The organism is Acidocella aluminiidurans, assembly GCF_055383125.1.
Window position 1 is genome coordinate 1,510,284 of the sequence record NZ_AP031589.1, and the last position, 12,431, is coordinate 1,522,714.

At 53.3% G+C, this 12,431-nt stretch carries 7 protein-coding genes and 3 pseudogenes; 6 read left to right on the forward strand and 4 right to left on the reverse strand.

All coding sequences use genetic code 11. From position 1 onward, the window contains the following. The first annotated feature begins 4 nt into the window (after nucleotides 1-4). The gene (locus ACZ46S_RS07645; RefSeq protein WP_464064008.1) at nucleotides 5-634 is read left to right on the forward strand and encodes a hypothetical protein; all 630 of its coding nucleotides are present in this window, start codon (nucleotides 5-7) and stop codon (nucleotides 632-634) included. 98 nt (nucleotides 635-732) lie between these two features. Here the strand turns inward: ACZ46S_RS07645 and tnpC are convergent. The 3 genes and pseudogenes from tnpC to tnpA form a co-directional block, all read right to left on the reverse strand. Next, nucleotides 733-2,336 (reverse strand): annotated as a pseudogene (tnpC, locus tag ACZ46S_RS07650) (IS66 family transposase). 50 nt (nucleotides 2,337-2,386) lie between these two features. Further along, the gene (gene tnpB, locus ACZ46S_RS07655; protein WP_464064009.1) at nucleotides 2,387-2,734 is read right to left on the reverse strand and encodes an IS66 family insertion sequence element accessory protein TnpB; all 348 of its coding nucleotides are present in this window, start codon (nucleotides 2,732-2,734) and stop codon (nucleotides 2,387-2,389) included. Then, the gene (gene tnpA, locus ACZ46S_RS07660; RefSeq protein WP_464064271.1) at nucleotides 2,731-3,129 is read right to left on the reverse strand and encodes an IS66-like element accessory protein TnpA; all 399 of its coding nucleotides are present in this window, start codon (nucleotides 3,127-3,129) and stop codon (nucleotides 2,731-2,733) included. Before tnpA ends, tnpB begins: the two co-directional genes overlap by 4 nt. Nucleotides 3,130-3,197: 68 nt before the next feature. On the opposite strand from tnpA, the pseudogene ACZ46S_RS07665 reads away from it, so the two are divergent. The 5 genes and pseudogenes from ACZ46S_RS07665 to ACZ46S_RS07685 form a co-directional block, all read left to right on the forward strand. Continuing rightward, nucleotides 3,198-3,335 (forward strand): annotated as a pseudogene (locus ACZ46S_RS07665) (transposase); the annotation flags it as partial. Continuing rightward, a complete protein-coding gene (locus ACZ46S_RS07670) occupies nucleotides 3,284-3,610 on the forward strand; it encodes a transposase (protein ID WP_464064010.1) in 327 nt (108 codons plus the stop codon). The pseudogene ACZ46S_RS07665 and the gene ACZ46S_RS07670, both read left to right, overlap by 52 nt. A gap of 368 nt (nucleotides 3,611-3,978) precedes the next feature. After that, on the forward strand, nucleotides 3,979-10,488 hold the full coding sequence (locus tag ACZ46S_RS07675; RefSeq protein ID WP_464064011.1) for a beta strand repeat-containing protein: 6,510 nt from the start codon (nucleotides 3,979-3,981) through the stop codon (nucleotides 10,486-10,488). A 334-nt stretch (nucleotides 10,489-10,822) separates the two neighbouring features. Next, complete coding sequence (locus tag ACZ46S_RS07680) at nucleotides 10,823-11,053, forward strand: helix-turn-helix domain-containing protein (protein WP_464064012.1); 231 nt, start codon at nucleotides 10,823-10,825, stop codon at nucleotides 11,051-11,053. 7 nt (nucleotides 11,054-11,060) lie between these two features. Then, nucleotides 11,061-11,293 (forward strand): annotated as a pseudogene (locus ACZ46S_RS07685) (transposase); the annotation flags it as partial. Between the two features lie 237 nt (nucleotides 11,294-11,530). Here ACZ46S_RS07685 and ACZ46S_RS07690 read toward each other — a convergent pair. After that, entirely contained in the window at nucleotides 11,531-12,409 is an 879-nt protein-coding gene (locus ACZ46S_RS07690; RefSeq protein ID WP_464064013.1) for an NmrA/HSCARG family protein, read from the reverse strand. Between the last annotated feature and the right edge of the window lie 22 nt (nucleotides 12,410-12,431).

Sequence of the window (12,431 nt, forward strand, 5' to 3'; positions counted from 1 at the left end):
GACTATGCAACAGAAAAAAACAAAAATTTCTTCCCCCAACAAAACAGCTGTTGCTCTTGAGAAACAATCGGCAAGACAAGATTTGGAAATGTGCATGACCGTAATCATTACTGAAATGGCTCAGCAGCTTAGATCAGATTATGTCTCCGCCTCATTTTTTCGGGGCTCTTCCTTCTTTATGGATAGCGTTGAAGTTGGTGATATTAAGATTTTTGAAGACAGTAAAATATATTCTGCAATCGTGGGTAGCGAAGGTGCTTTGCTTTCCTCTGCCGCCAATAAAGATAAGAGAATTCACGGAGAAAATTTTGTCGTAGACCGAGAGTACATCAAATCGTATATCGGAACTGTAATCAGAAACAGGGAGAACAATGCAATCGGAGTAATTTGTGCTTTTTTCTGTTCCGATTATCGTACTTCAACCGAAACTGGAAATATATTGAAATACTACGCCACCCGTGCGGCGGCAACTCTCGAAATAGTGAATACATCTCAGACGCTGAAGTGCGTAAAAACAATACAAGACGTAATTTCGGTTATCGATGGGTTAATAAAGCTCGGCTATAAGGAGTTGGCTGAGTACCTGTTGAATCAGATGCATGGTATTCAGAGCCTGAACAAAAAAGATAGTTGAGCGGTTTCATTTGGTTGTGATTCTGTTGGTTTGCCACAACCGACGGAAACAGGATCACGTGGGCTGAAACCGCCCGTGCGCGATTCTGCCTGTAACCGTCAGCCAATGACCGCGCTTAGGTGATTTTCTGCCGTGGCGGCCCATTTCCATGGCATGAGTTCTGCGATCCTGTTGGCGGGATGTCCCTTTGCCATACGGTCGATGACATTGGCGAGATAGGCTTCCGGGTCGAGGCCATTGAGCTTGGCGGTCTCCAGTACGGTGTAGATGATGGCGGCGCGTTCACCGCCGGCCTCGGAGCCGAGGAACAGGTAGTTTTTACGGGTGATGGCAATCGTGCGCAGGGCACGCTCGGCGGGGTTATTGTCGATGCCGATGCGGCCATCGGTGGTGTAGAGGCGCAGACTGTCCCAGCGGCCGAGCGCATAGCGCAGAACCTTGGCGAGGTTGTTCTTGGCCGAGAGCCTGGCATTCTGCTCCTTGAGATAGCGCCGGAGCTCATCCAAGAGCGGCCGCGCCTGCTCCTGCCGGGCCAGAGCACGCTGCTCGGCACTTTGGCCGTTGATCTCTGCCTCTAGCGCGTAGAGCTCACCGATCCGGCGCAGTGCCTCTTCGGCGATGGGTGACTTGGTGCGCTCGAACTCATCGAACAATTTTCGCCGGGCGTGCCCCTCCGCGGCCATTCCACGTGCTTCGCACGCGGAACCTTGGGCCACTCCGCCCAGCAGGCGGCGTGCTCGATGCGCGGCGCGTTGCGGCCCGGTGCCGCACTCTCACGGATCAGCCCCTCATAGCCGCCATAGGCGTCGGCCTGGATGGTGCCCTCGTATCCCGCCAGATGCTCGCGCGGGCGTTCACCTTTGCGGTCGGGGCTGAAGCGGTACCAGGCGGCCGGCGCACGTGGCCCCTGCCAACTTCGCTCGTCCACCAGATACACCCATAATCGTCCGGTACGAGTTTTGCCCAGGCCGGGAGCCAGCAGTGGCACCGGCGTGTCGTCCGTGTGCAGCACCGGCGCCATCCGCACATGTGCGCCAATCAGCACTGCCAGCGGCGCCAGCCACCAGGCGGTATGGCCGATCCAATCGGCCAGGGTGGCGCGCTCGATCTCCACACCCTCGCGCGCCAGGATGGCGGATTGCCGGTAGAGAGGCAGGCCGTCGAGATATTTGCTGACCGCCACATGCGCGAGCAGGCCGGGACCGGGGCCGCCCTTCTCGATCGGCAGATCGGGCGATGGCGCCTGGATAATCGTCTCGCAGGCCCGGCAGGAGAATTTGGGCCGGATGTGGCGGATCACCTTCAGCCGGGCAGGGATCTTCTCCAGCACCTCGGTGACGTCCTCGCCCAGCGCGGAGAGATGTGTGCAATCGCAAGCGGGACAGATATCGCCAGCCGGATGCACCACCTCCTCGCGCGGCAGGTGCGCCGGCAGGGGCTTGCGCACCGCGGGGGCTCGAACCGGCCGTGGCCGAGGCGATGCCGCAACCCGCGCGGCTTCGGTCTCCTCGAGGTCTTCGAGCTGTAATTCCAGCTGCTCGATCTGCGCGTCCAATACCTCGGAGGAGCGCCCGAACTGCATGCGCCGCAGCTTGTGCAATTGCGCCTTGTACTGCTCGATGAGCAGGTTCGCCGCCGTCAACTCTGCCTCGCGCTCGGCGAGTTGGGCACGCAGATGAATGATCTCGGCGGTGGCATCCATTGCCGCCGAGTCCAGTAAGATTCTCAGTGAAGATCGCGGGTTTTTGTGAATCAGCAGACCCGTTCGGGAACAAAACTGCGCATCGGCGCGCGCCAGTCTATGCCTTCCAGCAGCATGGAAAGTTGCGCCGCACTCAGCAGCACCGAGCCATCCCGCGCCTGCGGCCAGAGAAACTTGCCGCGCTCCAGTCGCTTGCAGAACAGGCACAAGCCTTGCCCATCCCACCACAGCACCTTGAGCAAATCGCCGCGCTTGCCGCGGAACACGTACAGCGCGCCGTCATGCGGATCGAGGCACAGCATGGTCTGCACCTGCGCCGCCAGCGTGTCGAAGCCCTTGCGCATGTCCGTCACCCCACAGGCCAGGTAGATATGGACATGGCTTGGCAGACCGATCATCGCAGCGCCGACAGAATGCGCCGCAACGCCACTGCCTCGACCTCACCGCTGATCCGCAGCCGAATGCCGCCCGGTAGCTCAACCTCGACAAGGCCAGGAACAGGCGCTGATGGCGGGGGCAAGGCGTCCTGTGCAGGAGCAGGTGTTGGCAGCGATGGTGGCTCCGCCGCCACCGACACCGGCACAAATCCCGTCAGCTCGCCGCTACGGAACTGCTTACGCCACGTGTAAAACTGCCCACTGCTGACCCCATGTCCCCGGCAAGCCAACTTGACCGATGATCCCGGCGCCGCAGCCTGTGCCAATATCCGGAGCTTCTCCTCCGCGCTCCAGCTCCGACGCTTCGAAACACCAGGGAGAACTTCGTAACCAAACTCCGGAGCACTCCCGAGCATAGTCTCAACTTCAACACCGTCCGCCAACGCTAACCCTCCGCCAATAATCAGAAGATCAGAGGCAGAACGTGCAAAACCCTACAAGGCGGGGGGCAGCTGACGGTTACTACTGCCTGAATGAGCTGCGCTATTCAAGCGACCTTACCGATGCCGAGTGGGCGTTGATTGCCGCATTCATGCCTGCGCCGGCGCCACGGGCCCGGCCATCTCTCCGTTGGCCCCTCCGCCCGCGAATGCTTATGACAGTACAATGCTGGAAGACCTTCTGCATGGTGATGAGACACGCGTCTGGGACGATCAGGCTTATCACGGCCAACGCGAGGCCATCCGCCACTGCGCGTCCCAGGCTAGGAATTTCACAAACCGTCGTTGCAAGGTCAAGGACGTGACCGACGAGGCTGAAAAAGCCAAAAAACGCCGCAAGTCGAAGGCCCGTGCCAGGGTCGAACGCTGTTTTGGCCTAGTGAAGCGCGTATTCTGATTCACCAAGGTCCGTTACCGGGTGATCAACAAGAACGCTGACCGTCTGTTCTGCAGGTACGCCCTGGTCAATTTGTTTATGGCTAGAAGACGCTCGTTACCCAGATAAACAGACCCAAAACACCCTTCGCCCCTCCCGCAGAGAGGCGAAAGGCCAGAAATCAGTCAGGCAAAAAAGCCAAAACCAGCGACACTACATAATCAGACAATGTGTCATTGATACCGAAAGCTTGCTTAGAGGCTCCTTAACAAGTGGATAAGAAGGTCATTTTTATAATGAACCAACCGTTAAGCATTTTTCGTTAACATTCATTCATCGAGAACACATCAGGTCGCAATACGCTGCCTCCACTTCTTTGGAGACCGGCGTTGACAACGATCTTCACATCCGAAGCAACGATTACTACAACAATCAATTTGGTCACGATTAGCTTTGGAGGCACACTCGATGTTATCGGATCGGGTACTGTCTCGTCCGCACTTATGGTCGACGACAGCAGCCAACTAAATGATCCGATATTAAATTTATCCGCCGGCGGTATCGCTGCCTACGTAACGGTGTCAGCAGGGTCGGGTGTTTTTGTGAACGCTCAAGGCGAAGTACGATATTCTATAATAGAGTACAACGGAATTCAGCAAGTTGATGCAGGGGGAACATCGGTAGGATCGACAATTCTGGCCGGGGGAGCTGAGCTAGTCTCTGACGGAGGGCTGTCTGTGTCCGCTCTCGTATCAGGTGGCGCGGGAGTTGGAACAAGCTCAAACGTAACGGCTTTCGCGCAAGGAAAGCAAATCGTTTCGTCTGGTGGAGAGGCTTACAATTCTACAATTTCCTCGGGGGGGATTTTAGAAATTTACGAACAAGGCATTTCAAAAAGCGCTGAAATCGACTCTTCAGGAAGAGCTGTGGTGTATAATGGCGGCTACGCACAAGGAATTACGGTAGATAATGGCGGCCAGCTATTTGTGGAAGCTGGAGGAACGATAAATGGAGCAACGATAGAATCTGGAGGAACAATTGTAGTGCTGCCTGGAGGTTGTGCGCTAAACGTCTCCGGCTCAGGAAAACTTATCGATAGTGGCGTTTTCGGCTTTTCGTCTTCAAATATCGAAAATGCCTCGACCGAATACTTCGGTAACGTTCTATCTGGCACGAGCATTGCTTTTGGAGCCTCTATCTACGCAACTGCTCAATCTACTGTGAGTAACGTAAATATTGCTGACTATTCGACTATCGTATGTGAAGCTGGTGCAACTCTTATATCAGACACGGTATCACAGTACGGTACCGTTTTGTTGTCGGGCGGTATATCGACAGATCTTCAAGTCGATTCGGGCACCATCATTATTCAACCTGCCGGATTTTCCGATAGTACGAATATTTCAAATGGAGGGATAGAGAATGTGACGAGCGGCGGATATGCCGAGCATACGAATATTTCGTCCTCCGGTATCGAAAACATCATGTCAGGAGGGTCAGCATTCTATTCTACAATACAGCAGGGGGGGCTTCAGATCATTTCCAATGGCGGCACGTCATCTAATCCATTGGTCAAAGAAGGAGGAATTGTTCTCGTATCGTCTGGAGGATCAATTATTAATCCAACTATTCAGACAGGCGGTGTGATTGTCGATCTTGCCCGAGGAGAAGTGATTGGTTCTAGTGTAACGCCTCTCGGACAAGGCATTATCGATATTAATGAATCTACCGGTGCCATTAATCAGGGATCGAATATCACAGAAATTTCCAATGGAAATTTGGGATTAATATCCGGGAGCATAGATAATATCGCGGTGGAAAGTGGAGCAACACTTTATGTTCTACCGGGATCGACGATTCACTCGATCGAATTAAACGGTGGAGAATTAAATATATCTCAGGGATCAAATGTAAATTCAGTGACAATTCAGATAGGAGAAGCTGGCAGCTATACAAACTCTCCGCTATCGGACATCTCTCGGCTATTGAACACGGAGTTACGATCAATTCCAGAAGGTACAACTATCACCATTTTATTCAACCCAGGCTGTTATGGCGCCAGTAGCACTGTATATCTTGGTAGCAACACTTCGGTCATCGGAAACAATGCGACTTTAGGTGCGATTGGGAGTTTTTCGGGAAACTCTCTCTTTGAAAATGTTGATCAACAAGTTACTGGCGAAAATTGGACTATTAATAACACTGACGGTAGCACAACTACCGTACAAGCTATGGATGGGGGCCAACTTAATCTTCTTACGATTACGAATAATGCGTACCTAAATCCAACTACGACGGTCGTCCCACAGTTACCACTTCTTGCGACTCAATATGCAGTTGGTGATACATCGACGCCGATAGTCGACAAGAACATCACTATATCAGGGATGAATTTTGTTGAGAACGGAACGTATGCAGAAGTTGGTGCCTCGTCACCATATGGATACGTATCTAGATCAATATGGTTTTCGGACGTTTCGAATATTTCTGTTGACAGAAATATAATGATAGGCGGCTATTCCGGACTTTCACTTATTGATACAAGCAATGCTGTTATTGCGCAAAATGTGATAATTGGCTCACCAGTCGCAATTGATAGTTGGAGCGGGCCGTCAAACTTAATCGAGGAAAACAACACTATTTGGGAGTATTCTAACGGAAATCCTTTAGGCTCAACGGGCGCTATCCAGTTAAATGCGAGTGCTAACGGATATGCGTCTGATCCAGGCGTTAATTCAAACGGCACTACAACAAATGACGGTCTGATTGGAAATGTCATCACTGGAAGTGGTCCAGCTACCTCTGCGATAGCAGCCGATCCACTTTATCCATATGGACACACATCAGAGCAAAACGTTACTCAGCAGGGAAATATAGATAACAGTCTGGGCAATCAAACCGGTGGATTTTACACTGCAAATGTTCAGAGCGCTACCTTAACTGACAATATCTATGCCGGCGGTAGTGCTTCTCTTTTTGATTCTGCTTCAGCGGACAATTCTTACGTAACGTCGATCACTACTGCGAACGGGAATGTATCCGGAAATTTGGTTTTGGTAGACGGAAGCGTAACCTCGTCTAATGAAATTTTTGATTGGAATATTGATCCGACTACGGTGGATAATGCGGTGCTGGGAAACGGAACGGCATCAGAAAATGCAATTTCGTCTTGGGGATTTACAGGCACCGCTACTGCCGGCGGAAATCTGGTTTCCGGGAATGATTCCGTAATAGGTTCTCCCATTGCTCCGCCTTTAGAAGTCGTATCAAGTCCATATATATCAATTTCTTCGACTGTAGAACTTTTAACCGGCACATCAGCGCCACAGATACTTGATTCCAATACTGCAGACGAAGCAAATTTTAGCGTCACTTTGACGTCAGTATTTGGAACGATTACCTCTTCCGACTCCGTTTGTGTCCAGTACTCAACCGTTTCTGGGGGGCAGTCGGCATACGTTTTAGACGGGAGCTTGTCAGAGGTAAATGATGTTCTTTCGCATCTGACCTATAGCACGAATGGCATTGGGGTTGACGATGCAATCGAGATTAATGCGAATGATGGAGTTGGCAACAATTTAAGCTGGTATATTCCAATTCTTTGGAATGCGAATAATCAGACGAGTTCTAGTTTAGTTCAGACAATTACCGCCGGCTTTATTGAAGCTCCGTCAGGCGGACTTTCTCTGTCAGGCGAAATGATAGTGTGCTCTGGTGGGCAAAATATAATTGCTATGGGATCTACAGTGAGTGCTGCTTTCGTCAACGGAGGAAGCAACACAGTACTTGGAGGTTCGACTAGCGAATACATTTCGGCAAACGCAGGTTTCTCAAATATCGTCCTTTCGCCCAATGGTGATATTACTGTCGCCGGTGGTACCGGATCATTTACGGTTAATGCACAGCTGACCAAATCTTCTAGCCAAACTCTCATTGAAGCTGGTGAGGCAACGTCGTCGATAACTGGCGGTGCGGGCGCGATGACGGTGGTAGGAGGACAAGGAAATTTATATTTTACTGGGGGGTCTGGTTCTAATTACATAACAACAGCAGCCGACAATGGAGGAATTTTTGATGCAAATTTAGGAGCAGGAAATTCGACTGTATTTTGCCTTTCAGGGGAATGCTTTGTTGAAACCAGTCTTCAAACACATAACGTCATAGTGCTTGGCTTCGGTAGTAGTACGGTATTCTCGTCCGGCGACGATCTGATCAAAGGTGGAGCGGGATCGCTTGATGTGCAGGTCTCTGGCGCAAGTACCTCAATTACAGGAGGGGCCGGGGCTTCAACCATAAATGCCGGTCAAGGATCTTTGACCTACCAAGGCGGAAGCGGAACGACTGTGCTGAATTGCGCAGCGAATAATGGCGGCAATCTTACCGCACTCCTTGGCTCGGGTAACTCGACGGTCGTTGCAGCATCTGGTAATGCACTCATCCAAAGCCAATCAGGAACAAATAACATCATTACCGCCGGGAAGGGCAGCGATACGGTGTTGTCGTTTGGCAATGATTCGATTGAAGGTGGAGCGGGATCGCTTGATGTGCAGGTCTCTGGCGCAAGTACCTCAATTACAGGAGGGGCTGGGGCTTCAACCATAAATGCCGGTCAAGGATCTTTGACCTACCAAGGCGGAAGCGGAACGACTGTGCTGAATTGCGCAGCGAATAATGGCGGTGATCTTACCGCACTGCTTGGCTCGGGTAACTCGACGGTCGTTGCAGCATCTGGTAATGCGCTCATCCAAAGCCAATCAGGAACAAATAATATCATTACCGCCGGGACGGGCAGCGATACGGTGTTGTCGTTTGGCAATGATTCGATTGAAGGTGGAGCGGGATCGCTTGATGTGCAGGTCTCTGGCGCAAGTACCTCAATTACAGGAGGGGCCGGGGCTTCAACCATAAATGCCGGTCAAGGATCTTTGACCTACCAAGGCGGAAGCGGAACGACTGTGCTGAATTGCGCAGCGAATAATGGCGGTGATCTTACCGCACTGCTTGGCTCGGGTAACTCGACGGTCGTTGCAGCATCTGGTAATGCGCTCATCCAAAGCCAACCAGGAACAAATAACATCATTACCGCCGGGACGGGCAGCGATACGGTGTTGTCGTTTGGAAATGATTCGATTGAAGGTGGAGCGGGATCGCTTAATGTGCAGGTCTCTGGCGCAAGCACCTCAATTACAGGAGGGGCTGGGGCTTCAACCATAAATGCCGGTCAAGGATCTTTGACCTACCAAGGCGGAAGCGGAACGACTGTGCTGAATTGCGCAGCGAATAATGGCGGCAATCTTACCGCACTCCTTGGCTCGGGTAACTCGACGGTCGTTGCAGCATCTGGTAATGCACTCATCCAAAGCCAATCAGGAACAAATAACATCATTACCGGCGGGACGGGCAGCGATACGGTGTTGTCATTTGGAAACGATTTAATTTTCGGTGGACAGGGGGAAGTGTTTGTTACGGCAGCGGCCAATGCGCAGGACACAGTAATAGCAGGTACCGGAGAAATAGTTGGAGAGAATTTGGGTGCCGCATCTAGTCTAAGCATTCGAGCCGATAGCGTTGGCGGCTTGATTAACGTGGGAAAAAATTCCTGTATAACTGTAACAAGCAGTAACAACACAGTACAAGCAGCGAGCGCAAGTCTTGTAAACAATGTCGCTTTTTCGGGAAACGCTTCTTCTAATGTAATTAATTTAGGGGGCAGTGATTATTTCGTAGAAAATGATCATTCTACCGGTTTCGGCAATGAATTAAACGTTGCCGGCGATACTAGCTCCGGTTTTATTTCGAGTAACTCCATAAATACAGTCTCCGTAAAAGGAGCTGGAAATATGTTCGTAATAAATACTAGAGCCTCGATATTACAGAGTAAAATCTCGGTTTACGGTGCGGATACAATATTAGCCGTTTCAAATAAAAATTTGATCAGTGCTGGAAGTGGTGCGGTATTGTATGTGACCTCCAGTGACAATACGATAAGTGGCGGCAATCTCAGCCTGACGCTACAGGGCCAAAATAATCTCGTCAATCTGAGCGGTAACGCTACCGTGTCGGACGCCAATCCCTGGAGCTACGCGACTGCCAATAGCGCTGGCATGGTCCAGAACCAGTTTACCGTTCAAAGTGGCCAGTTCAATCTAGGCGGTCAGGATCAGCTGATGCAGCTCGCGGGCAGTGCCGCACTGACATTGGCAGGCGGTAGCAATGCTACGCTGGGCGGTAGCCAGGACAGTATCACAGCCACCGACCAGGTCTATGGCGGTAACGCCATCCTGCTGAACGGCGCCAATGACAGCGTCAGCCTGATCAATGTCGAGGGGAGTGCCGCTACGATCTCCGCCGCCTTCAGCGCCTTCGTTCGCGCTACCGACGATACCGGTGCCAAGATCGGAGCCACTAACGACAACAGCAATGAGTCACTTACCTTCATCGCCGGTAGCAGCAGCTCGAACACGATCATGGCAGCAGGCAGCAACACCGCCGTCACGTTGTTCGGCGGCTTGAGCAACTACGACATCGTCTCCGGCGGCAACGCTGGAAATAATAGTTTGAATGGCGGCAGCGGCATAGGTGATCTCCTCAAGGCTGGTGGCAATAACGACGTTCTGATTGGAGGTGGTGGCGGATATAATACTCTTGTCTCCGCAGTCGGTAATGAAACCCTGACTGGTGCCGGACTTGGCAATGATCTGTACTCCGTCACCGGCGGCGGCGGCACCGACCTCATCGGGAATTTCAGCGGCCAGCTAGTGCTGGCTGCCGGCCTATCGGTCAGCAGCGAGGTTGTCTCAGGTGGTTCGATGAACCTGATCCTTAATGATGGCACGCGCCTGATCCTAGCCGGGATTGGCGCGATCCATCAGACTGGCAGCGGCACCATCATAACCTAGCCTTATTATGTCATAAAGTTCGATATTGACCAAGTTCTTGAGAAAGGTCGATCATAAGGTCTCCGCCTCAGACGGGCCGATGTGCAGGCCGACGATCTCACGCCGAACGTCGGTGTTGGAGTTTCGCTATCGCTCAAGATCCGGAGCTTCTCCTCCGTGCTCCAGCTCCGACGCTTCGAAACCCCAGAAAGAACCTCGTAACCCAGCTCCGGAGCGCTCCGGAGTATAGTCGCAACTTCAACACCGTCCGCCAACGCAATCTCTCCCATTGATCAAAAGGATCAGAGGCAGAGCTAAACAAACCCTACAAGGCGGGACTCAGCTGACGCATACCATGACCAAGACCTTCCGTTCTTTTCTCCCGGCCCAAGCCAGCGCTGGGGCTGACCGGCCGCTGGAGAAGCTGATCAAGCTCTCAGCCGCAGCTGGCATCCTCGGCGTCTCGGCCGTCACAATCCGTCGCGGCGTTGCTGACGGCTCCCTCACACCGGTCCGCATCAATGAGCGGCTATATTTCGAACCCGCCGAACTGCGGGCCTACATCGCCCAGCACCGTAAGATTTGAACGCCATGACAAGGCTTATGACGTGGCTGACTTCAGGGTGAATTGCGCGCGCGCAAGGTGACGCTGCATATCGCCCTCAATGGCACCATCTCCAAAACCGGCAAACGCCGCAAGACCGCCATCGACAACCGCAAGCTGCGCCATCCCGGCTATGAGATCAGCCAGAGCTGCCGAAAACGCATCGAGGAGGTCTTCGGATGGGCCAAGACCAGCGCCGGGCTGACCAAATTCAAAGTCAAGGTGTTACTATGTTTTATCGGATGCTCTTCGTCGTAGCGCAGTATGAAATACCTAACAATATTATAAAACTTGATTGCAACCTGAGGTTGATATATGTATCGATGTAGATATAATATGACCTCGCCCTTATGAGGTGACGCAGCCTGCCGCATCGTGGCCACAGCCGCAGCGTCCTGGGGAAGAAGGGGATGAATGTCGGTCATGAACCGTCTCCTTGTCTGATCTTTGGCCTGGCACTCAGCCCTGCGCCCACTGGGTCGCGGCATCTTTGGCAAAGTCTGCATAAGAGCGTGGGGCGCGACCAAGCAGCCTGGCAAGATGAGCAATGTCGGCAGCTGACGCGGTCGCACCATCCGCCTGATAGCGCGCGAACATCAGACGCAGGTCGAGCGCGTGCCACACGGGCAGCATGGCCTTCATCCGCCGCTCCATCACGGTGAGATCGTCGCCGCCATAGCGAATGGCGCGGCCAAGCGCGGTGCTCCAGATCGCCGCAACACCGTCTCCGGTCAAACTGTCCGGGCCAACCAGCTCATAGATCTCGCGGCCGATCGGTGCGGGCGCCTGCTCGCGGCGGAGCAGTTCGATGGCGGCGGCTTCGCCGATATCGCGGATATCGACCATTGAGACGCCCTTCGACCCGATCGGCGCGGCATAGGCGCCGAATTTGAGCAGCGGGTCTTTCTGGCGGAGATCGTTCTGGATGAAATAGGCCGGACGCAGGATTGTCGCCGGCAGATCCAGCGCCTCGATCATCCGTTCGACCGTGTGCTTGCCGGCAAAATGCGGCACGTCGGCATAGGTCTCGCCCTTGAACACCGACAGATAGACGATGCCCTTGACGCCGGCTTCGCGCGCGACCGTCAGTGTCAGCATGGCCTGGGTCAGTTCGTCGGCGACGTTGGGGACAAGCAAAAAGAGCGTGCTGACGCCATCGAGTGCCGCGCGCACCGAGTCGATATCGGCCAGGTCGCCGCGTACCGGTGTCACGCCGGAGGGGAGCGACGCCTTGCCGGGCGAGCGGGTGAGCGCCCGGACATCCACTCCCCGTCCCTGGAGATGGGTGAGGACCTGGGCGCCGATGGTGCCGGTGCTGCCTGTAACGAGAATGGCCATGATGGGTACTCCTCTTGTGGGG